Annotated in this window: 21 protein-coding genes; 11 read left to right on the forward strand and 10 right to left on the reverse strand. The window is 42.9% G+C overall.

Features of this window, described 5'->3' with window-relative positions; genetic code table 11:
- Positions 1 to 2 precede the first annotated feature (2 nt).
- Genes D1Z90_RS06435 through D1Z90_RS06450 form a run of 4 tightly spaced genes read left to right on the forward strand, consistent with a single transcriptional unit; the run spans position 3 to position 5057 of the window.
- Positions 3 to 2081 (forward strand): motility associated factor glycosyltransferase family protein, encoded by a 2079-nt coding sequence (locus D1Z90_RS06435; protein ID WP_119909933.1) that lies wholly within the window; start codon positions 3 to 5, stop codon positions 2079 to 2081.
- Positions 2078 to 3409: an FAD-dependent oxidoreductase gene (locus tag D1Z90_RS06440; RefSeq protein ID WP_119909934.1), complete on the forward strand. Its 1332-nt coding sequence runs from the start codon at positions 2078 to 2080 to the stop codon at positions 3407 to 3409. Before D1Z90_RS06435 ends, D1Z90_RS06440 begins: the two co-directional genes overlap by 4 nt.
- Positions 3406 to 4122: a class I SAM-dependent methyltransferase gene (locus tag D1Z90_RS06445; protein ID WP_119909935.1), complete on the forward strand. Its 717-nt coding sequence runs from the start codon at positions 3406 to 3408 to the stop codon at positions 4120 to 4122. The genes D1Z90_RS06440 and D1Z90_RS06445 overlap by 4 nt, the downstream gene beginning before the upstream one ends.
- Positions 4122 to 5057: a hypothetical protein gene (locus D1Z90_RS06450; RefSeq protein ID WP_119909936.1), complete on the forward strand. Its 936-nt coding sequence runs from the start codon at positions 4122 to 4124 to the stop codon at positions 5055 to 5057. The genes D1Z90_RS06445 and D1Z90_RS06450 overlap by 1 nt, the downstream gene beginning before the upstream one ends.
- Here D1Z90_RS06450 and D1Z90_RS06455 read toward each other — a convergent pair.
- The 4 genes from D1Z90_RS06455 to pseI are packed head-to-tail and all read right to left on the reverse strand — an operon-like array spanning position 5054 to position 8690.
- Positions 5054 to 5317: a hypothetical protein gene (locus D1Z90_RS06455; protein WP_147378737.1), complete on the reverse strand. Its 264-nt coding sequence runs from the start codon at positions 5315 to 5317 to the stop codon at positions 5054 to 5056. The genes D1Z90_RS06450 and D1Z90_RS06455 overlap by 4 nt on opposite strands.
- Entirely contained in the window at positions 5307 to 6599 is a 1293-nt protein-coding gene (locus D1Z90_RS06460; RefSeq protein WP_119909938.1) for a motility associated factor glycosyltransferase family protein, read from the reverse strand. The genes D1Z90_RS06455 and D1Z90_RS06460 overlap by 11 nt, the downstream gene beginning before the upstream one ends.
- A complete protein-coding gene (locus tag D1Z90_RS06465) occupies positions 6596 to 7675 on the reverse strand; it encodes a GNAT family N-acetyltransferase (protein ID WP_119909939.1) in 1080 nt (359 codons plus the stop codon). The genes D1Z90_RS06460 and D1Z90_RS06465 overlap by 4 nt, the downstream gene beginning before the upstream one ends.
- Complete coding sequence (gene pseI / locus D1Z90_RS06470; RefSeq protein WP_119910048.1) at positions 7665 to 8690, reverse strand: pseudaminic acid synthase; 1026 nt, start codon at positions 8688 to 8690, stop codon at positions 7665 to 7667. The genes D1Z90_RS06465 and pseI overlap by 11 nt, the downstream gene beginning before the upstream one ends.
- Before the next feature lie 478 nt (positions 8691 to 9168).
- On the opposite strand from pseI, the gene D1Z90_RS06475 reads away from it, so the two are divergent.
- The 6 genes from D1Z90_RS06475 to D1Z90_RS06500 are packed head-to-tail and all read left to right on the forward strand — an operon-like array spanning position 9169 to position 14567.
- Positions 9169 to 10062 (forward strand): class I SAM-dependent methyltransferase, encoded by an 894-nt coding sequence (locus D1Z90_RS06475; RefSeq protein WP_119909940.1) that lies wholly within the window; start codon positions 9169 to 9171, stop codon positions 10060 to 10062.
- A complete protein-coding gene (locus D1Z90_RS06480) occupies positions 10062 to 10475 on the forward strand; it encodes a VOC family protein (protein WP_119909941.1) in 414 nt (137 codons plus the stop codon). Before D1Z90_RS06475 ends, D1Z90_RS06480 begins: the two co-directional genes overlap by 1 nt.
- A complete protein-coding gene (locus D1Z90_RS06485) occupies positions 10468 to 12225 on the forward strand; it encodes an HAD-IIIC family phosphatase (protein WP_119909942.1) in 1758 nt (585 codons plus the stop codon). The genes D1Z90_RS06480 and D1Z90_RS06485 overlap by 8 nt, the downstream gene beginning before the upstream one ends.
- Positions 12225 to 12449 (forward strand): acyl carrier protein, encoded by a 225-nt coding sequence (locus D1Z90_RS06490; RefSeq protein WP_119909943.1) that lies wholly within the window; start codon positions 12225 to 12227, stop codon positions 12447 to 12449. Before D1Z90_RS06485 ends, D1Z90_RS06490 begins: the two co-directional genes overlap by 1 nt.
- 9 nt (positions 12450 to 12458) lie before the next feature.
- Positions 12459 to 13256, forward strand: a complete 798-nt coding sequence (locus D1Z90_RS06495) for an AAC(3) family N-acetyltransferase (RefSeq protein ID WP_119909944.1) — start codon at positions 12459 to 12461, stop codon at positions 13254 to 13256.
- A 6-nt stretch (positions 13257 to 13262) separates the two neighbouring features.
- Positions 13263 to 14567, forward strand: a complete 1305-nt coding sequence (locus D1Z90_RS06500) for a DUF4910 domain-containing protein (RefSeq protein WP_198419064.1) — start codon at positions 13263 to 13265, stop codon at positions 14565 to 14567.
- Between the two features lies 1 nt (position 14568).
- Here the strand turns inward: D1Z90_RS06500 and pseG are convergent, their stop codons facing one another.
- Genes pseG through pseB form a run of 6 tightly spaced genes read right to left on the reverse strand, consistent with a single transcriptional unit; the run spans position 14569 to position 21079 of the window.
- Complete coding sequence (gene pseG, locus D1Z90_RS06505; RefSeq protein WP_119909946.1) at positions 14569 to 16065, reverse strand: UDP-2,4-diacetamido-2,4,6-trideoxy-beta-L-altropyranose hydrolase; 1497 nt, start codon at positions 16063 to 16065, stop codon at positions 14569 to 14571.
- Positions 16065 to 17339, reverse strand: coding sequence for an aminotransferase class III-fold pyridoxal phosphate-dependent enzyme (locus D1Z90_RS06510; protein ID WP_119909947.1), 1275 nt, complete (start codon positions 17337 to 17339; stop codon positions 16065 to 16067). Before D1Z90_RS06510 ends, pseG begins: the two co-directional genes overlap by 1 nt.
- Positions 17336 to 18067 carry a cytidylyltransferase domain-containing protein gene (locus D1Z90_RS06515; RefSeq protein WP_119909948.1) on the reverse strand — a complete coding sequence of 244 codons (732 nt, stop codon included), beginning with the start codon at positions 18065 to 18067 and terminating at the stop codon, positions 17336 to 17338. The genes D1Z90_RS06510 and D1Z90_RS06515 overlap by 4 nt, the downstream gene beginning before the upstream one ends.
- Positions 18064 to 18930: an aldo/keto reductase gene (locus tag D1Z90_RS06520; RefSeq protein ID WP_119909949.1), complete on the reverse strand. Its 867-nt coding sequence runs from the start codon at positions 18928 to 18930 to the stop codon at positions 18064 to 18066. Before D1Z90_RS06520 ends, D1Z90_RS06515 begins: the two co-directional genes overlap by 4 nt.
- On the reverse strand, positions 18927 to 20090 hold the full coding sequence (gene pseC, locus D1Z90_RS06525; protein ID WP_232525208.1) for a UDP-4-amino-4,6-dideoxy-N-acetyl-beta-L-altrosamine transaminase: 1164 nt from the start codon (positions 20088 to 20090) through the stop codon (positions 18927 to 18929). The genes D1Z90_RS06520 and pseC overlap by 4 nt, the downstream gene beginning before the upstream one ends.
- Complete coding sequence (gene pseB, locus D1Z90_RS06530; RefSeq protein ID WP_119910050.1) at positions 20090 to 21079, reverse strand: UDP-N-acetylglucosamine 4,6-dehydratase (inverting); 990 nt, start codon at positions 21077 to 21079, stop codon at positions 20090 to 20092. The genes pseC and pseB overlap by 1 nt, the downstream gene beginning before the upstream one ends.
- 261 nt (positions 21080 to 21340) lie before the next feature.
- Between pseB and D1Z90_RS06535 the strand changes: the two genes are divergently transcribed.
- A complete protein-coding gene (locus D1Z90_RS06535; protein ID WP_119909950.1) occupies positions 21341 to 22798 on the forward strand; it encodes a sigma-54 dependent transcriptional regulator in 1458 nt (485 codons plus the stop codon).
- Positions 22799 to 22807: the final 9 nt, after the last annotated feature.

The raw sequence follows: 22807 nt of genomic DNA on the forward strand, positions 1-22807 counted from the left end.
AAATGAGCCAAAAGAAGCCCATCTCTGCAGAGCAACGCTCTGCGGTTGAACATGTAATTGCACAACTTCCATACCAACATATTGATTACCAATCAATTTTTGCTCAGAACATTAAAGCCTTCCAAGACTACATTCCCGATATTGCTGATTCCTTTATTCATTATAAACCAGAAACATTCGAGTTGGTGGCAACTCAAGGCAGTGTCGATTTGGTTGACAAAAACACTGAAAAACTGGTTTTTGGTGGTGATGCATTTCGCAGTAGCTTGTTAGATTTTGAACTTTATAAGCTGAGTCCAGATGTGAGTGACATGCGCTTTAATAAGCAAGATAATCGCGTCGGCTTCCTACATTATGAGTTTTTAAACAAATTTGTTGAGCTACAAGATGCGCAAGAAGAAGCTGGGGTTACGTCGACGTTTTTTCCTGATTCGTTAGGGCTAATGATCTGCTTTGGTTTAGGAACGGGTTTCTACCTTGAAAACTTGGTGGCTAATCATCAAGTTAATCGTTTGTATATCTATGAGCCTAATCATGACTTCTTCTTTGCTTCGTTACACCTTATAGATTGGAAGGGCATTTTAGAAACGCTAGACCAACAGGGTAGCTCTCTACACCTTTGTTTAGGTGGCAATGAAACAACATTCTTCTCTGATCTTACCTCAGAGATGTGGACCAAAGGCGGCTACGATATCGCACGCAGTTTCTTGTATCAGCATTATGTAACAGAAGAAATTACCAAGGCATGTGATATTTTTAAGCAACGATCGTACGAGCTCGCATATGGCTTTGGCTTTTTTGATGACTCACTTATGGCAACGGCTCACCATTTTCATAACCTGCAGTCAGTGCCTGCGATTGAAATCAAAGAGCACCTTCCAGCGAACCAAGATATCCCCGTGTTTATCTGCGGCAATGGTCCTTCACTAGATAAAAACATGGGCCTAATAAAGGCAAACCAAGACAATGCCATCATCATCAGCTGCGGCACTACAATTGATAGCCTTCTTAGAAATGGTATTTGGCCCGATTTTCATGTTGAGCAAGAAAGAACTCGCCCCGTGCGAGATAGGCTGCTTTCGGTTGATGAGGAGTTGCTACACCGACTCCCTTTATTGTCTATGAATACGGTCAGTCCAGATGTGTTTTCATTGTTTGAGCGAAAGTTAATGGGGTTAAAGGTTAACGAGCCCCCGACAACGCTATCTCGCGAGATTGGCGGAATCGGTAAAAAAATGAAGGGCATGGTCTATTGTAACCCTACCGTGGCGAATAGTGCTTTGACCATTGCAGAGTCGTTGGGTTTTCAAAATTTTTATTTAATTGGCACGGATTTAGGATTTCCTCAAGGGCAACATCACAGTGTCGACAGTATTTATTACAAAGATGGTGAAGACAAAAACCTGTACGATCACCAGGGGCAAGATAATATTGAAATGCCCGGGAATTTCGGCGGCACCGTAAGAACGAGTTACACCTTTGGTTTTTCTGTGCGCTCACTGGCTGCTTTTATTCGAGATACGCCACACATCAATTGCTTTAACCTTAGTGATGGGGCGCAAATAGCTGGAGCAACACCGCTAGAGCCTCATTTGTTAGCTTTATCTAGTGAAAAGCTCAATAAGAAAAAAATTGTTGATGAAACATTTGATTACTATCAACTCGACGTCTCGAACTTTGCCAAAGAATTTGAACATAAAGTGACTCAGTTAGAGTTTGAGCATTATATAGATGCCATCATTGAAATGACCAAGGTGCCACTACAAAACCGCCAAGACGCCATTACTAATCTTTATGCCCAGTATGTTTTTGCCGAAAGTGGTGGCGAACAAAAAAGCACTTTTTTACGGGAAATGGTTCGTGGCAGCTTACTTTATACCCATACCGTCTTGAGTCGATTATTACAAAGTCGGGAAGATGTAGAAGCTGCGCTGCAAGTACATCAACAAGGTTTAGCAATATTGAGGGATTATTTATCAGGCATGAAAGTGAAGTTTAATGCTGAGTTACTTGATCCTGATAAATCCACCATGGCAAAAGAATGGATAGATAAAACCGTGTTTACTGGAGAGCTAAAATGACGCAGAAATCAAACGCTGTCGTTGTGGGGGCGGGTGTCGTTGGACTTACCGCTGCGTTTCTGCTGCAGCAGAAAGGCTTTGAAGTGACTTTACTTGATTCTGCAGATCAACCCGGCGGGTTAATGCGAAGCAAATACAGCCCTTTTGGCGATTTTGATTATGGCACGCACGTAGGTGTTGCAACGGGTGAGGCTTTACTGGACGACTTTCTCTATCAACATGAACAGCTTGATCTCGTGAAGTTCAATATTGGTAAATCAGGTAATTTTTACAATCATCAGCTGAGCGAAATCAGTCCATTTCTTAATCTGAATCACTTGGACAAAGACGATTATCAAGGTTTGGCTCTTTCATTATTGCAGCCTCAAATTGGGGCGCATATTCATAACTTAGAAGATAAGTTTATCAGTCTGTATGGCGAAGCCGTTTTTCATCGAGTGATTGAGCCTGTGGTAAACAAGTACTTTGGCTTACCGGCAAAAAAAATCAGTGCGAGTGCTTATGCTTTTTTTGACATGAATAGGCTGGTTAGCTTTGATGCGGAAACCACTCAAAGACTTAAGCAAGTGCCAGAATATGACAATTGTCTTGGTTTCCATGGGGCGACCTCAGGTGCTGATAAGTATTATCCCTCCTCTGGAGGGATTGGCGCTTGGTACCAAGCCTTATTGGATAAAACTATAGCCTGCGGTGTGAAATATTTAGGCAACTGTCAGGTTAGTGCCGTCAATACGTTGAAGTCTAAAATTGTAGGCGTGCAAACGAACTTAGGTGATTTTACTTGCCAGCAGTTTATTTGGGCGGTTCCGAGCCCACTATTAGGTCATCTTCTTCACTCTAAACCGAGAGTCGCGAAACCTGTTTATCGCGCAACGGCAATCTATGATTTTACGTTCGATCAACCGCTAAAATCAGACTGCTACTATATCAACGTACATCAACCAGACAAATTGAGTGGCCGTATTACTTTGTACCAAAACCTTGACGTTAAAGCGCAACGGGAAGGGCACTTCCAAGTAACAGTTGAGGTATTACAAGAGGCTGGCTTTGATTTTGAATCACGCATTGATGACATCAAGCTCGAACTAGAGTCGATCGGGTTAATTGATGCCAAGCATCAATGCTTATATGAGAGTGTTCAACCATTGAACCAAGGTTTTCCTATTATCAGCACAGAAACAGAGCAGTCAGTGGTGAGCTTAAATAAGGCGTTATTGCATACATTTGACAACCTCGCCTTGTTAGGACGAGGAAATTGCCAAGGATTTTTTATGAGCAGTTTGTTACTGCAAGCGTTTGAGCAATGCAATGAAATGGAGCCAGTATGACGACGTATTTTGACGCTTATGGAGAGAGAGCTGCAACACTCGAAAACCACACCCAAATTGCTGGTCGCTACGCTATCCAGCATCAAGCAGAAAAACACATCGTGCAGGACCTTATCAACAAGCTGTCAATCAGCAGTAAGGATACATTGCTCGAAGTAGGTTGTGGCACGGGAAATCTACTCATACCACTTAGCTTTTTCACTAAAAAGTGTGTGGGAATCGATCATCCTGGCTGTATCAAAAAACTCTCTGAAAGAACAAAATCTGACAACCTTGAACTTTTAGCGGGAGACTTTCTTAGTCTCAAACTCCCCCGAGAACATAAATTTGACGTGATAGTGATTTATAGTGTTTTACATTGTTTACGTAATAGCTCGGATGTGATGGCGTTTATCGATAAAGCGGTCGCACTATTGGCTCCTGGTGGTCGCCTGATCCTGGGTGACTTACCGAATAATGATTTGAAGCAACGATTTGTGAATAGTCAAGAAGGGCAACGTTTTAGCGTTGAATGGCGCGAAGCCATTGCTGATATGCCTGAAGAGCCGGCTTTTGAACCTGTCTCTGAGGCTGTCAGTTTTGATGACGAAAGTGTACTTTCATTACTGCTTCAGATAAGACAAAAAGGACTAGAGGCGCACCTACTACCTCAGCCATCTCATCTGCCTTTTGGGCATACCCGTGAAGATATAGTCGTAAGGAAATATTGCTAGTGGTAGGGCTATGGCGTAAACAGCCAGGCTTAATTGCTGGCCAACAAACCTTAGATACCGAGTTAGTATTTCCTAGTGGCCGACAGGCGTTGATTAAAGCACTGATGAATTTAGGTTTATCAAGACCTTCTAGGGTGGCGATCCCAGAGTTTAGTTCTGCATGTGTGATAGCTTCTGTTGGCAGAGTAGCGACCCCCATTCCTATGACAGAGGTACTCAGCCATCAACTTAAGGTTGACGCAATTCTTGCTTATGAGCAGTGGGGCTGGCCGTTTTCTGAACAGGTATTACAACAACTGGATGGGTTGAAAACGCCTATTATTTTTGATGCCGTAGACTCTGCAGACGCATTACAACGTTTAGTACCTTTAAGTAAAGGGCTGCCTGTCGTCGTCAGTCTGTCTAAATGCCTTGGCTTTGCAATAGGTGGAGTGTTACACCAGTTCGGTCATTGGCAGAGGCGCCATGACAGCGAGATAACATTAGCGCAGCCAAGTCTTAATTCAGTCATCGAATTAGATATTTATAAAAGCTACGGTAACGATATTCATTGCATTCAACCGCTTTTAGGTGGTGACGTGCTAGCTTCGTTAGAGCAAGAGAGTGAATTGAGAAGGGCTAATCTAGCCAACGTAGCGCGAGATGGCTTAACGGTAAACTGGCCAACGTGGATGCTAGATATAATATCTGCCAAACAGGGGGCCCCTGGCATTGCTCCTCTGATGAGGGGTAAAAGTCATGAAGCGAAACTGGAAGCTGTAAAAAACTGCGAAAAGTTAGGTATTAGTGCTCAAATCTATAACTTTAATTGGTCCGGTAATCCACTTAGACCTGCTTACGAACCTTGTTTAGCTTTCCCGTTGCACAGCGAGTTGCCATGGTCTGAGTCTGTCTCGGCATTATTGAAGCAATGGTGCGCTTCGGACAACGATTAAACACGGAATGTGATCACTAAAGGAATCAACTCATGTTCGATAATATCGGCTAAAAACAACGTGTCTCTTCGCTGCTGGGCGAGCAGCATTGGTTCAATTAAAGGGGTTATTTGGTTGAGCTGCTGCGGTGACAGCTTGGTGCAATATTCACTCAGCATATCAAGACTATTTGTGAATGACTGATTGGCTTGCGCCTCATGGCCAATGCGGAAGAAATGCGCCACTGAAATTAATTGTGAGGTAAGAGGTTTATTTGTCATGGTCATTTCTCAATAGTTTAGCACCTTGAATTCTCGCGCCGGAACTACTTGCGCTATGGAAGTTAACTTGCGGGTTTTTATCAATATATTGCTCTAGGTATCTCAGGTAGCCCCGCAGGTTTGGCAGCGTAGTGATTTTTTCTCCGGCCCAATTGAAAACCCAATGTGTGCCGGGCGAGCCAGGTTGAGGTACCACGAAATTTGAAGGCCAAAATGCATGTGTTTTTCCTGTTGGGTAGCCAAAATCCGCGCCCAACAAAATAATCTCAGAGATATTGAGTTTTACCGCTAGATCAACTGCAGGGTGAATGACACTGCCACCCGAAAACAAACGGGTTTTGGGGTATTGATGGCAAATATCATCATACAAGGGGCCATCTGAGTAAGCACAGTAACGAGGGCCTTGCCAATTATTTAGCAATTCTGGAGACATTCTTGGGAAGTAAACCAGTGCAGTATCTTGATACTTTTCTAGCTTAATTCCTTCGAAGCAGATATCGGGTTTGGGGTCGATAGAAATGACTATATCTGGCACAACGCCTAAATAATCTAAAAACTTTAAACTGGCGTCTAAGCAAATAATAATCCCATTGGCTGAAGACTCTGCGGTACCGAGTAATCGTTCTTGTTCTTGCAATGATGGGCCTGTCGCTATGATATATGCGCGGCTCTTGTTTTCAATGTATTGAGGAAGTAATGCTTCTATAGATAGATCTTTCACTATGAAAGGCTTATTCACCTCAATATCGGACTGAACTTGTTGGCTTTGATCGTGATGACTGGATACGAATGTGTGATCTAATAACAGTTGAAGCTTATCTCTCAATATCACCGCGCTGTCATCAACTAAGGTTAATTCCGCTGGAGAGACAAGGAAATACTCAGGAATAGCAGTATTATTAGTCGCGAGGGAAAGCTGGACTCTTTCATCTTTGAGCCAGTTGACATCAAACATGTGTTTGAGAGCGACCCTAAAAACGGCTAAGTTCATGATCACAATATTAAGCTGTTTTAATTTCGGTCTGGACAGTAACTCATTAGCAAGGTCTCCCATCGCAGGGCCAAAAATGGTAATGCTTTTACACTCTAGAGGTAGCTGCTGCGCTTGCAGTTTGGCTTCAGATTGTCGGTCATAACAACTAGTGAGTTGAATATCTTCGAATACCAAACTCGTTTGTGGCTGCTCAATGAGTGTGTAAGGCAAGCTGTTGGCATGGATTAACCTGGAAGCAACATTTGACCACCTCAGGTTAATTAACCTAATAGGGTCTTCAATCATCATTTTTCTTCCCCTTTACTGATCGTTAACGTTAACGTTTGATTTAGTTCGATAGATGAAGCGAAGCTTGCTTTAAATTTACCAATACTTTGTGCTTTTACATCCGGTTTTTCATTACTGCCAGGGTAACACCTTGCACCTAGATAATATTGAGTGATCCCCATACTTTGCATTTTCTTCATGGCGAGAATTTGTGCACCATGTGCGATAGGGTATTGAAACAGCTCTCGCTCATATGCCGCGATAGCATATGCACCGGTATGAGCACTGTAAGTAAACTGCGCGCAGCCAATTAACTGTTTGTCTGAATAAATAAAGATGACAAATGACTCACCATTATTGGTAAAGCGTTGTTGGGCTTCCCAAGTGGTATTATCTCGGGTTACTCTGCCTGCCACATGACGATGAAAGTCTTGAAACTGTTTTAGTTGCTTATCCGATAGTTGGTCGTGAATTTCAAAGTGCCACAATTTGAGCGCCTTTTTTATATCACTCTTACAGCCCTTACTTCTCTTTTTGAGGTATTCATCGATGTTTTGGCTCAGGTCAGTAAAGCATTCGTGACTCACCTTTATGTTAGCACCCGCTTGTAGCCATAGCTTTGACCACTCCTGATTCAGTGACCAACCATCTATACCTTGACATACAAGCTCCTTCAATTTAAAGCGTTCAGCAACTGACACAAGGAAATGCAAACACGATTTTAAGATATTAGTTGTGGTTTTTTTACTGGCACCAGTGGCGATAATCGGTGCAGAAATTGGGCTGGAATTGGTTGTGACTACAGTCGCTTCGCCACTTTGGGCCAGGTTTAATCGCCAAATTGCTGTTGGTTGTTGATCCTGATAAATAATGAAATTAAGTAGGTAAGCTTGGGGAAAATTATTGAGGTTAACACTGTGGTGATACAAACCAATAAACCATTGATACTCTGGTTGTTTGATGGGCGTGTGAACACTGAATGCTTGCCAATCTTGCTGCTCACAAATGGCAACAGATAACGCTGGAAACGAAGTCAGTGTTTGAGCAAATAACGAGAGGATAGTTGACTCTATGGCTGAGTTTGCTTTATTCACCATGATTATTCACTAAACTCCAATTAAGAGGCGTGCCTACTTTTATGTCTTGAGACGCCGTTTTACTCAACAACCCTTTGTAATGATTAGCTGGTAGGCCTAAGCCAGGCCTGATTCTTCTGACGTTGTGTGTCGTAAAGGCCTCGCCTTTGGCGATGTTTTTGACGGCATAAATAGAGCGCCTAAACTGCAAGTTTTGTTGCTCCGCTGGTTTAGTTTCATAGTTAACTTGGCCAATTGCTTGGAATACGAGTTTCGCTTGTGTGCAAAGTTGCTCTAATTCATCAGGCTCCAATGAAAATGCAGCATCTGGGCCTCCATCTGAGCGACGGAAAGTAAAGTGTTTTTCGATGACTGCGGCGCCTAATGCCGTGGCCGCCATTGCGGCTTGGTTCCCTAGAGTATGGTCAGAGAGTCCTGTCACACAGTTGAACCGTTGCTGTAAGTCAACAAGTGTTGCAACATTAGCTTGTTCTATTGGCGTGGGGTAGCCGCTGATACAATGTAACAGGCAATATTGCTTAAACTTTAATTTTTGCATCAAAGCGTGTATTTTTTCAATTTCCTCTAAACTCGCTAGACCGGTCGAAATGATTAAAGGTTTGCCCGTTTTCGCGGCATATTCGATAAGAGAAAAGTCTAAGGCTTCAAATGAAGCAATTTTATAAGCCGGAGCATCGAGAGTTTCCAAAAAGTCGATAGCTGACTCATCAAATGGTGAGCTAAAAAGCGTTATCCCTACCTTTTTTGCTTTCTCAAATAAGGCTTGATGCCACTCCCAAGGGGTATGAGCTTGTTGATAGAGCTCATACAGAGAATAACCATGCCACAGGCCACCACTGATTTTGAACTCAGGCCTCTCACATTCAATGGTCATGGTATCAGCAGTGTAAGTTTGAATTTTGACGGCATTGGCGCCATGCTTTTTGGCCAACTCTATCAACCTGAATGCATTGTTTATATCGCCATTATGGTTGGCTGATATTTCGGCAATGATATACGGTTGACTGCCGTTCATTATCTGGTGTTTATTTATGATCAAGCTCGGCTGCACAAAAAGTCCTTAAGCATGGTGGATGCAACAAATAAGAAAAACTTGTTTAGGATATAACCAAGTTCTGCCAATACTCGCAAACGACGAGAAGAAACTGTGAAACTCCTATGTTTTTCGCTTCCTAACAGTTGATTTAACTGTTTAATTACTCTTAGATTATACTTTATACCGAGTGAAATCTAGGCGCTGATGCGCCAATTAAGCAGCTGTGTAAGTGGGAGCTTGTTTGCCTCACGCAACGGCTAGCTTTGATTACATTATGTCTTATGTATGCTTGTTAAGGTTTTTTGTGACTAATTGATAACCTCATTGCTTACTCGCTTAAGCTTCATAAAGCACTTTTTAAACTCTGGTGTGAAACTTGCTTTAGTTCATAACCGCTCGAATGAGTGACCTGGAGTGTCATTTTTTTGTCAACTGACTATATCTGTAAGGTTTTAATGTGGAAGTATTAACGCGACTGTGTGAAGAAATCATCAAGCTCAATCCGACGCAAAAGTCATTTTTGAAACATAGCCAAGAAAACTTAAGCCCTCAAGAATGGAAGATGTTTTGCGCTTATGTCGAGTTTTGCTTATCTCGAAATATCAGTTTGCCATATCTAGCATCATGTTATGACTTAATCGTGAAAGATACTTTTACCGAGCAAATTTTCTTCAAGCGTCATGGCAAATATCGATTTCAAAAGTATGCGCAAGTTGCCGAGTCTGTTTATCACAACCCTGAATACATGGAAAAATACATGTATGGTTTAGCACTGAGTACATTTTTATGGCCCAACCATCTATCAATGCACCGATTTTTTCTGGAATGCATCCCTGCAAATACAAAAGGTCATTATCTTGAAGTGGGTCCTGGTCATGGCTTTTATTTCACCCAAGCTGCTCAAGTCAGCAGTTATCAATCCTTTACGGGGGTTGATATTAGCGCAACGAGTGTGGCAATGACGCAAGCTATTTTAGCGAGTGGCTGTTTAGGAAAGATAAGTAATACAGAAATTCTGCATAACGATTTCTTACAATGGCAACCAGAAAGAAAATACGAATGCGTGGTTATGGCGGAGGTTTTAGAGCATGTGGAACAACCTGAGCAATTCCTTGAAAAGATATATCAAGTGACCAACATCAGTGGTAAGAGTTTTATTACTACCTGTATCAACGCTCCTGCGATTGATCATATTTATTTGTATGAAGACCTTATGCAATTACAACAACAAGTGAAGCAAGTTGGGTTTAACATAGAGCGAGAATTAGTTGTGCCTTATTCAGGGCTGAGTTTAGAGCAAAGTATGAAGCAAAAGTTACCGGTGAATGTCGCTATGTTGTTGGCAAAATAATGAACAAATTTGGTTTGAGTTTTCATCATTTAGGGTTAGCCACAAAACACGAGAAAATGGCTATTTTATTTCTCGAGGGGAGTGGATATCAGGTGTCAGAGTCTATTTTTGACCCTTTGCAAAATGTGAATTTAATCATGGCGTCGCACAGTGAACAACCCAGTGTTGAAATTGTTTATGCGGGTGAAAAAACCGGCCCACTCACTGATATTTTGCAAACCCAAGAAAGTTTAATTTATCACACCTGTTTTGAGACTCTTGATTATCAAGCATCTTTGGCTCAGATGAAACAAGCGGGACTAAGGGTGTTGATGGTATCTGAACCGAAGCCTGCGGTTTTGTTCGATGGTCAATTAGTTTCATTCCATATGGTTAGGGGGGTTGGGCTGGTGGAGCTACTGCATCATGTTTAAGCCAATATTACCTTTACCTGACATGCAGGCAGCGCTTAAACAATTAACACCGACGCGAGAGTTAAACGTTACCATTTTAAGAAATATTACCGTGGAAGCAGTTCAGGTGCCACTGAGCTATTTTGCGGCATCTCTTGATTACAAGCTTAACCTCAAGTTTGGTGGGTTAGACCAAATATATCAAGACCTTGCTTCCAACGAGGTGTTATTTTCTGGGCCAACTGATTTGCTTTGGGTGTTTAACCATTGGTTAGCGCTTGCTGACAAGCTCGTAAACAGTTTCACTTCTCTTACTGAAGAGGAAAAAGCGCGTGAAGCGGAGTTTATCTTGTCTCAAGTTGCCCTCGTCTTTGATTTGATCAGTAACATATCCTCAATAAAAATGGCCTTTTGGAATGATTTTGAAATACCAAATGCGATGGCATTTGGCATTTTTGATGAAGATATGTGCTCTGGTCAACAAGCTTACCTCCGTGCATTAAATCAGCGCATTCAAAAGTTAGCGCAAGCGCACCCTAAGGTTCATATTTTACAGTCTGATAAAGTGTTAAAAGCGATTGGAGAGCAACAATTTTTTGATTGGCGTTATTGGTATAGAGCCCGAGCCCCTATGAGCAGACAAGCTTTAAGCCAGTTTTCGCAATATCTTATGAATAAGTATCAAGCCGCTCAAAATCAGAGTAAAAAGTGTTTGGTACTTGATTGTGATAATACCCTGTGGGGCGGCGTAGTGGGAGAGGATGGGGTATCGGGTCTTCGGCTCGGTTTACAATACCCTGGAAATGAATATCGCGCCTTTCAATGTATGATAAAGTCACTGTCGGATAGAGGTGTCATCATTGCTCTTTGCTCTAAAAATAATCAAGAGGATGTTTGGCAGGTATTTGAAGAGCATCCTGATATGGTTCTGAGAAAAGAGCACATAGCAGCGGCCAGGATTAATTGGCAGGACAAAGCCAGCAACTTGCGTGAAATCGCCAACGAGTTAAATATTGGACTTGATTCGATGGTGTTTGTGGATGACAGTGAATTTGAAGTCGGCTTAGTACAGCAACAGTTACCACAAGTAACTGCTTTTCGATTAGACCCTACAAAAGCTTCGTTATTTGCATCTGAACTAGCATGTTTTTCTGGCTTTGATCGTGCAAATCTAACATCAGAAGATCTCAGCCGTACTCAAATGTATCAGGCGCAGAAGCAACGCCAAGAGCTACAAGAAAAAGTCAGTCCCGAACGGTACTTATCAAGCCTAAACATGCAGCTTAGATTTCACTCTGCGACTGAGAATGACGCTGTGCGTTTGGCGCAGCAAACACAAAAAACCAATCAATTTAATTTAACCTGTAAACGCTATAGTGAACCGGAGTTACTGGAGTTTATACGGCACGAGGATAGTTGGGTTTTCTGCCTCTCGGTATCTGACCGTTTTGGGGATATGGGGATTGTGGGATGCGCTATTTTATTGATAAAAGAACAGCGGGTTGAAATTGATAGCTTACTGCTTTCTTGTCGTGCATTGGGTCGCAACATAGAATGTGCTTTTCTGCAGTTATTGATTAATGAGTGCGTTACGGCCAAACTCTCGGAGATGGTAGCGCGTTACGTTCCCAGTGCAAAAAATCAACAAGTCGCTCTGTTCTATCCAAGTCAGGGTTTTTCTGCCGATCCCGACGTAAAGAACATGTATGTTAAATCTCGCTTGGATTATCTTCCTATCGAAGATTTTTTTACACTCCACAAGGAAACTTAATGGAACAACAATTAATGAGCTTGATCGCTCAAACATTAAACATTGATGAGCACCTAGTGCAGCCAGATTCTTCCTCAGAAACGCTGGAGCAATGGGACTCACTTGCACATATGAATATTATTTTTGCGGTCGAGGACACTTTTGGTATTACTTTCGATGATGAACAGCTTAGTCAATCAATGAGCATTAAGCAGCTTGTTGCTATCATAAAATTACAACAGTAGAGCTTTGTTGTGCGACGTTTTCATTACCAACAAAGTGACATTGTAAACTCGCTACTTGAGGTGGGCGTTGAGCCTGGTGATGTGGTGTTTAGTCATATGAGTTTATTGGAGCTAGGGCTGTTAAAAGAGCTAGGACAAGGCCAAGATATGGTCGCTTGTTTTGTCGATGCGATTCAACAAGTTATTGGTTCTCGTGGAAGCTTTATTACACCCACTTTCAGTTACAGCTTTTGCAACCAGCAAGCATTCTCAAGACAACATACTCCCTCAAGCGTTGGTGCTTTTAGTGAGCAATTTCGCCAACAGCCGAATGTGATACGAAGCTTAGACCCGTTGTTCTCTGTTGCTGGTTTTGGGCCACATATCCCGTTATTGTTTGCCAATTTACCGCATTCTAGCTTTGGTCAAGACTGCTTGTATGAGCGTTTATTGTCCTTGCCAACGAAGGTGTGTAATTTTGGCGTAGACTTATTTTATTTTACGCCAATCCATTATCTAGAAAGAAAATTACAGGTACCTTATCGATTTGACAAGATGTTCCACGGGAAATTAGAACAACAAGATGTTGCATGGCAATATTATGTGCGAGCTTTGTGCAAAAATAGTGAGCCTAACTGTCGCAGATTAGCGGATTTGGCGTTGCAAAAAAAAATCGCAAAACAACACCCTCTTGGTTTGGGTGCAGTCAGTTGTGTGCCACTTACGCCTTACTTTGAATTAGCGACAGAAAAAGTAAAACAAGATGCTTGGTACCTCGCTCAAGGTCCGCAACTCAGTAACAACGAACTTACTCCTTTGATGAGCTGAATAATTTTGAAAGAAATAAAATACCCCACTGGGCGAGCGATGCATCAATTAGCTACCGAGCTTTTTCCCATCTGCCGCAGCTTAACAGGGCAAGGTGTCAGGACTACCCTAAACCTATTAACTCAGCATGTGATTGGGCTTCAGGTTCATGAAGTCGCTAGTGGTACCCCTGCCTTTGATTGGGTGATTCCTCCGGAGTGGAATATTCATGATGCCTATGTAATTGATCCCAGTGGTCAAAAAATCATAGATTTTAAAAAGCATAACCTCCATGTGATGGGATACTCTGAGCCGGTTGATTGTACTTTGGAGTATTCTCAATTAGTTTCGCATTTATACTCTTTACCCGAACAACCCTCCGCGATCCCCTACATTACTTCTTATTACCAACGTCGTTGGGGCTTTTGTATTACCCACGAACAACTGCAGGCATTACCGCTTGGACAATATAAAGTAAAAATTGACAGCAGTTTAACTGATGGCCATATGACTTATGGTGAGCTTTTTATTGCGGGAGAAACGGAGGATGAGATTTTATTGTCTACTTATATTTGTCATCCATCCATGGCAAACAATGAATTATCAGGTCCTGTAGTGGCAACGTTTTTAGCTAAGTGGTTACAACAATGCCCAACTCGCCGTTATTCATATCGCATCGTTTTTTTACCTGAGACGATAGGTTCGATTTATTATCTTTCCAAGCACTTAGAGCAGTTACAGAAAAACGTCAAGGCTGGCTTTGTGCTCACTTGCTTAGGTGATGAACGAACCTATTCATATTTACCTTCTAGGCTCGGTTCTACTTTGGCTGACCGGGTGGCTACACATGTTCTCAAGCATCTCGTTTCAGCATTTGATAGTTACCGCTTTTTAGACCGAGGGAGTGATGAGCGGCAATATTGTGCGCCTGGGGTCGACCTCCCAGTTTGCTCTGTCATGCGCAGTAAATACGCAGAATACCCTGAGTATCACACTTCGCTTGATGACCTATCTTTGGTTACTCCAGCAGGATTAGAAGGGGGTTATGATGTTTTACAAGCTTGTCTCAAGCTATTGGAACACAATGCTTTTTACAAAGTAACCGTTAAATGCGAGCCTCAAATGGGCAAACGAGGCCTGTACCCAACCATTAGCACTAAAGATTCAACGGCTCAGGTGGCCAATATGATGAATTTTTTGGCCTACGCTGATGGTACTAAAGACTTGATTGAAATCGCTGATATTATTGAGGTTTATGCTGGCGACCTATACGATATCGCAATTGTTTTGGAACGAGAAGGATTACTGAAGCAATCTTTTGTGCCACATTAAGTCACGCTAACGCTTGATAAAAGTATGAACGTTTTCCTGTTTGCATAAAGCCCGAGTTTAGAAAGGCTTTTACTGAGGCTATATTTTCAGGGGCTATTTCCGCTCGCATATTGACGGGGTATGCCTTTTGTAGTTGCCTGAGCGCTGCTTGGGCGACTTTTAAACCGTGGAATGGTTGCGAAATTAAAATAGACACCTCCCAATCCATTTCCAGTTTACTTAACCTTATCATGCCGCAACTTAGTTGGTTAAACATAATAATCAGGTTGATGTGCTCAGGCTCTGCGAGCTCTTGTTGTAATAATTGTTGTTCAAACCAATGGCTGTGTTCTTGTATGCTTGGCACCGATGGCGTGCGAGCATATTGGCGAATATTAGGTTGCAACTGCCAATGGTAGATAGTGACTTTATCAGTGGGCTCAAACGGTCTTAATGATAATTCCGAAGCCCTTGATCTCAACATAGTTTTAATCACACGCTGACAGCCATTTGCATCTATCGTGTTGAAACCCGATTGGCTCAGAAACTGGGCATGTTTTTGCTGACTAATCTGCATTATTTGCTGTGCTATTTTATGCTTATCATCAAACAGCTTTAATGCTTTGGTTAATCCCATTTTATTCATAGCGCGAGCAATAAACTTTTGGTTATCAGCGGTAATAATATTGAGGGTGGGCAGCCCCATAGCTGCGCGTTCCCATGCACTGCTGCCACTTGCTCCTATGGCTAAGTCCGCGCTTAGCATCAGCTTAGCCATATCAGAGACATCGGTAAGCAGTTTAATTTGTCGTCGTTGTTGCTTCTCTTGGTAATCGCTTACCCACCTTTTTATGCTGCTTAGGTGCTTGGCTTTACTGGAGAGCACGACGGAAACATTTGGGTAATATTCTTGTGAAAGGTATTTCAAACTGGATAACAGGATTTGGCTGATATTCAAATGGTCTGTTGCGCCAACTGAAATAAGTAAGTGATTTGCTTCAAAGCTCTTTCTTTTCGCTTCTGCCTGAGACCGTAATTGTAAAAACTCTGGTCGCAACAGCGTATAGCTTTCACCAACCAGTAGCTGGCAGTTAGCAGGCACTTTATCGATATAATTCTGTTTCGTACGCCCTAAGCTTTGGTCTAGCAAGATACTCGCGGTTTGATGAAACCGAGCGAGATCGTCAATGACCAAAAGATTATCGACTTTAGGAAGTAGTAATACCCACTCATCACCCAGTTGGTAATTATCTAAAATCAACCAATCTAAAGCCGAATTAAATTGCTTCTTAGATAATATCTCGGCGCTGAGTTCTGCGTCCTTGTTGAGGCTAGGTGCATCAATCAAACAAAGTTTCACGTCGCCTAAAAAAAGGTGTTGAGGAAAGGCATCCGCAGATTGGCAAATAAAATAACATTGCGCGCCAAGCGTTTGTAACTGGTTAGCTAACGTTAAGCACCTCATCACATGACCATAGCCAATGTCAGCGTTTGCGTCTGTACGAAAGAAAAACTGCATTAACGTACCTTAAATACGGGCTCAATGGCTTGGCCTGTTAGTTTCGAGGCGAGGGTCCCTTGCTCTAACCCTTCACAAACCATAGGCACAATTTCAGCATATGCACTGACTAAGCGAGCAATATCAGCTTCTTGATGGGCTAAGCTTAAATTGTGTGTTCCGAGCGTTAAAATGCCGCGCAGGCACATTTCTTGTAAAAAAATACTTTTAATCAGTAAGCCTTGTTCTTGAGCAATGGACAAAATGGTCCAACTTGGGTGCCCATGTAGGGTAAAGGTATCTTGCTTCTCAAAAGTGGGTTTAAGCTGTTTTAACAGCTGTTGGCCTAGTGAGGACAGGTATTGTGGTACCTGTTGTTGCTGCATTTTTTGTATGGTCGCTTTCGCTGCTGCTAACGACACCGCTTCGCCACCAAACGTCCCCGAGAAAAAGATATCTTCCATTACTGTCATTATCTCTTTTTTACCTACAATAGCGGAAACTGGGTAACCATTGGCCATGCCTTTACCAAAAGTAGCAAGATCTGGGGTAACCCCAAACGTTTGCTGCGCGCCTCCTAACGAAAACCGAAACCCGGTGATGATTTCATCAAAAATCAGCAAGCATTGATACTTTTCACATAAGGCTTTTACACCTTGGAGGTAGCCCGCTTTTGGTTGAGAGAGATTCATTGGCTCCATAATCACCGCGGCAAAGTTATGTTGTTGCAGCAAATTTTCTAGGGCCGTCAGGTCATTGTATGGAAAGCTATGAGTGAGTTCTTGAGTACTTTTTGGCACTCCTAGGTGGCGGCTCGTGCTGCCAATATACCAATCTTGCCAGCCATGATAACCGCATACCGCGATATGGTCCTTTTCAGTGTATGCCCGAGCTAATCGCACCGCAGCTGCCGTGACATCACTGCCGTTTTTTCCAAATCGAACCATTTCGGCGCAAGGTATTAATTGGATAAGTTGTTCAGCAACCTCAGCCTCTAATCTATGTGGCAAAGAGAATGACACACCTTGGCGGATTTGTTTAATGACGGCTTTATCGACATCAGGATCTTGATAACCAAGACTGACACACAGCAGACCGTTGATAAAATCTAAGTACTGATTGTTATCTATGTCCCAGACATGAGCGCCTTCTCCGCGCTCTAAGAACAAAGGGCTTGCGCCATAAGGTAGGCTCAAACGGCTTTTACTAAATGTTTGAGATGCCAGTGGAATGCGTTGACTGGCGTACTTGTAATGGGCAATGCTTGCTTGGTATCTCGGATCTAGGTACGTCATAGGATATCTTTATGGGCCGGGTTAAAAGCTTGGTTGATTTTAGTGAGCTCTGGATACTGCTGTAAAAAACGTATGATTGAAAAATAGTCCAGAGAGCCAATGCCTTGGGTTTGCATGGTATTTATAAGCGTCGAGACCATGTCAAAGTCTGCCATATTGTCAACGGTCAGTCGGAAGTGAGAGGTGTCCTCAGGCGCATTGACGTTGTGAATGGCAAATCCCGGTGTTTGGTATAAATACGGAGTCACATGCTCTTTTTGCTGCGCTGTAGAGGCTTTTTGATAAGCTTGAGTGAGCGCACTTATTGTCATGATTTCTACGTCAAAGCCGTCAGCAAAAGTGGCGGGGTGACAGTTAGAACTATAATCGGCTTTGTGTTTAAGGTGCAGCTCAATGACTTGATCAACGATGCTTGGGTCAGTTAAAGGACAATCGCCGGTCAAGCGCACCACGTGCTGGGCTCGAAATTCCTTTGCGCAGAGATAAAAGCGTTGTAACACGTTCTCTAAGCTGCCCCGAAAAACCTCTATATTGTGTGTTTTACAAAAATCGACGATGGGTTGATCTGATGATTCAGTACTGGTAGCGACCACCCACTTATTCACTTGTTTGCTCTGTTTAACTCTTGATAATTGAAAGCCAAGCATCGGTTGACCATGCAATGGCTTTAGTACTTTTCCCGGTAGTCTTGATGAAGACATTCTTGCTTGAATGATAGCTAAAATCATAATGTTTTTTTGAGAGCTGACCAGCGCGCAGGGTTGATGAGTTGTTCATCCTTTTGCGCCAGAGTAGCAAGTTGAAGCTGCAACTTGGCACCTAGGTGGTAAGCCTGTATCCCTTGTTTGAGCTGTTCGACACTTTGAAAGCCAAGCACAAAACGTTCCACATTGGTCGCTTGATGACAGATACTCATGGCTAATGTCATCGGGGAGACCTGGTGGTGCATCGTGAGATCTGCGAGCTGCTGTTGAATATGGCGCCATTGATTAAACGCTTTTGGCCAAGTAGCTTGACAAAGTAACCCTTGTAGCAGCAGTGAACGAGCATGAACGGTGACTTGGTTAGCTTGAAGCGCTTGTGTGATTTCCGGTGAAAGAAACCTTTGGTCTAAGATATTCAAAGGCAGCTGTACTAATCCAATGGAATAGTTTGCGAGTAAGTTAAGCAGCTCTTTTGGGTGATAGACAGATGCCCCCCATTCAGCGATCACTCCGTCTTTTTGATACTGCTGAAGCCTCTGGCTTAATGGCCGGCCAACAGGTGTGAATAAAATATCCGTGCGATGAAATAAAAGCCCTTGTAGGCGCTTCACTTTGAGTTTTGAAAGACTCGCAGAGACCGCTCGTTCTAGTTCGTTGACCGAGTTTATAGCAGGCAATTTGGTAACAATTTGAAAGTGATGACCACTATCATTTTGACCTAGAACGGTTTCGCTTGCGCCATATAAGGCCGCTGTATCTAAGGTATCAACACCTGCTAGGTGGGCATGATGTAAGATATTGCTTGCCTCTGCTTCGCTCACTTTCCCTGCTGTGTTGGTCACACCATAATTTAACCCAAACTGCACGCAGCCCAGAGCCAGTTTCATAGCTGAGCCAACAATGCCGCTATCACTTTATCTTGTTCGGCATGGGTTAATTGTGGGTGAAGAGGGAGAGTGAGTGCGGTTTGGTAATATTGTTCTGCAGCAGGGAAGTCACCCATTTTAAAACCTAACTCTTGATAATAAGGCTGAAGGTGAACGGGAATATAATGCACATGGACACCCACACCCTTTTCTCTAAGCTGACATACCAAGTGCTTTTTTTTATCTTTCGTGAGCGATGAGATGGAAACTATGTATAAATGAAAAGCACTGTATTGATTTGCTCGCTGAGCGAGCGGTGTAATCTCTGGGTGGCAATCAAAAATACTATCGTAACGCTGCGCTAAGGCGTGACGTTGAGCAACAAAACGATCCACTTCTTGCATTTGTCTTAAGCCAAGCGCCGCGTGAATGTCTGTCATTCGATAGTTAAAGCCCAAATCAATCTGCTGATATGCCCAGGGGCCATCTAACTCCTCGCTCATTTTATGACTTTCTTTTGTTATCCCGTGTGAACGTAACAGCTTGATTTTGTGATCCAGTGATGCTTGGTTTGTAACCGCCATACCGCCTTCACCACTGGTAATAATCTTCACTGGATGAAAACTAAAAATACAGATGTCACTAAATTGACAGTTACCTATCTTGGCCCCTTTATACTCAGCACCAATCGCATGAGAAGCGTCTTCAATGATGTTGAAGTGATATTTTAAGCTGAGCTGATAGATGGCTTCCATGTCACAGCTTTGCCCTGCAAAGTGCACCGGAATGACCACTTTTGGCAGTGTATTAGCCCTTTTGGCTGCAATAAGCTTCTTTTCAAGCGCTTCTACACACATGTTTCCCGTATGTTCATCTATGTCTACAAAATCGACATCAGCACCGCAATATAAAGCGCAATTGCTGGACGCGACAAAGGTATTGGGACTGGTCCAGACTATATCGCCTATGGTAACGTCAAGGGCTAAGCAAGCCAGGTGTAAAGCCGAAGTAGCGCTGTTTACTGCGCTAGCGAACTTAACGTCACAGTAGTGGGCGATGGCTGCTTCAAATTTAGGTACGGCTGGTCCTTGAGTCAAAAACTCGGAAGTTAGTACCTCATTAACCGCGTCAATATCAGCTTGAGAGATGGCTTGTTTGCCATAAGCGATAAACTTGCTCACTAATCGTTATACTCCAGTATTTCCTCTTTACTAAGAAAGTGGTTGTTGCCCTCAGAGTTATATTCAAAGCCTGAAACTACCAATTTGCCTGTTTCACCAAGTGCGCTTTTGCTGAAGTCATTACAGCGAGCGCTAAAATTTATGGTCGGGGCAATCACGAAGTGATCTTCAAACTCATAGGTATGATAAGAGTCATCGGCCGGGCACATGACTTCATGCAGTTTTTCACCTGGCCTGATGCCAACAATCTCATGAGGTAAATCAGGCGCCATGGCTTTTGCCAGGTCTGTGATTTTAACCGAAGGAATTTTAGGCACGTAAATCTCACCGCCTAGCATTCGAGTAAAGCTGGTCAAGACTAATTCAACGCCTTCTTTTAACGTTATCCAAAAGCGTGTCATATCTGGGTGCGTAATGGGGAGTTTGGTGGCACCGTCGTCAATCAACTGTTGAAAGAAGGGGACGACAGATCCTCTCGAGCACACCACGTTACCGTAACGCACCACTGAGAATGTGGTTTTATGGCCACCAGCCATATTATTAGCCGCTACAAACAATTTGTCTGAAGCTAATTTGGTGGCACCGTAAAGGTTGATGGGATTAGCTGCCTTGTCGGTAGAAAGGGCAATCACTTTTTCTACGTTGTTATCTAGGGCCGCGTTGATGACATTTTCTGCGCCATTAATGTTGGTTTTTATACACTCCATTGGATTGTATTCTGCTGCTGGCACTTGCTTTAATGCGGCTGCATGAATCACGTAATCCACGCCGCTCATGGCTCTTTGCAACCTATTTTCATCTCGCACATCACCGATGAAGTAACGCATGCAAGGGGCATTAAAAGTTTGCTGCATTTCAAACTGTTTCAGTTCATCTCTCGAAAATACGATGATTTTGTTAGGGGTAAAACGTTCTAAGATGGTGGCAATAAAGCGTTTGCCAAATGAACCTGTACCACCCGTGATAAGAATGTTTTTATTGTTGAACATAGAGTTAGCGCCATTTTGATTGCTTAGCTTAATTAAAGCCATTCTGCATTATTTATGCCAGCACCGTAAGTTGATGTATTTAAAATTTTAGCTAAAAACAAGGTTTTGTTGACGATAAACGTCAAAAAACATCATTTACGTCAAATTTATGACTAATTCTTTCGTGGGATCTTGTAGTCAGTATGAGATCGTCTAAAATCATTAACGTCAATAAACCGTCTGTAAGTCAAATAAACAACGCTTTCTTTTGCAGGAGCATACATGGCAGCACCTTTATCTGTATTGATCATTGATAGCAATAGAGAAAACCTTTCAATGCTCAGCACTATTTTGTCGTTTATCGGTGAAGAGTGCGAGTTTCTTGATGATCTGACTGCAGCTGCTATACCTACACGCCACAAAGGCGTGATATTTGGTGAAATAGCCCCATCATTGGCGCAAGATTTTGCGATAAAAAACCCTAAGTTGCCCTTTATCGGTGCTTGCGAAAGCTTAGACATCAGTTCGGTGAATTATTTAGGCCAGTTATCACAACCTTTCAGTTATGATGATCTCACGCGCTTACTACACCATTGTCAGTCCTACCTGGGCAAAATAGGCCAATTAAAAGATCAAAGCCAACACTCTTATCTTTTGAAAATGCTAGTGGGCAAAGGCGATGCTATCTCTGAAGTGCGCCACATGATAGAGCAGGTTGCCGGTACTGCAGCAAGCGTTTTGATTTTGGGGGAGTCGGGGACGGGTAAAGAAGTGGTAGCCCGCGCAGTGCATGACATCTCGGAGCGTAAGAAAGGCCCATTTGTACCTGTTAACTGCGGCGCTATTCCACCAGATTTACTCGAAAGTGAACTTTTTGGTCATGAAAAAGGGGCGTTTACTGGCGCGTTTGCGGCCCGTAAAGGACGCTTTGAATTAGCTGAAGGAGGCACTTTATTCCTTGATGAAATTGGCGATATGCCAATGCCCATGCAGGTTAAGTTACTGCGGGTATTGCAAGAGCGCACTTTTGAGCGAGTCGGTGGCAGTAAATCGATTCAAGCTGATGTACGCGTGATTGCAGCTACCCATCAACGGCTCGAAGCTATGATTGCAGAAGGAAAGTTCCGAGAAGATTTATTTTACCGATTAAATGTTTTTCCGATTGAAACGCCGGCTTTGCGTCAAAGGCAAGATGATATTCCCTTGCTATTGCAAGAGTTATTGTCGCGTCATGAAGTGATGCACAATGCCTCAGTACGCTTTACTCAGCGCAGTATTGAATCATTAATGCTGCATGCTTGGCCCGGTAATGTTCGCGAACTGTCTAATTTGGTTGAGCGTTTACTGATTTTACATCCTAATAAAATTGTTGATGTGAATGAGTTACCAGCCAAATATCGTCACCTTGAAACTGAAGATGTGGAAATGGAGCTGCCTAGTGCGATTGCTGAACGAGAAGCATTGCTTGGTATATTCAATGACGACTTTGTGTTTGATGATGAGCAGGCTATTGAGGATGATAGCACCAATGCGTTAACGGATGCTCCTATGATGGCTAATGCATTGCCTGAAGATGGCGTCAACCTCAAAGACATGTTGGCGGAATTTGAAGTCGACATGATCCGCCAAGCGTTGGATCAACAAGCGGGCGTCGTCGCCAGAGCAGCTGAGCAACTGGGCATGAGGCGTACAACCTTGGTAGAAAAAATGAAAAAATACGGTCTATCGTCAAAAGAATAACAGTGCTAA

It is taken from the genome of Motilimonas pumila, assembly GCF_003596335.1.
GTDB lineage: Bacteria > Pseudomonadota > Gammaproteobacteria > Enterobacterales > CBDFNC01 > Motilimonas > Motilimonas pumila.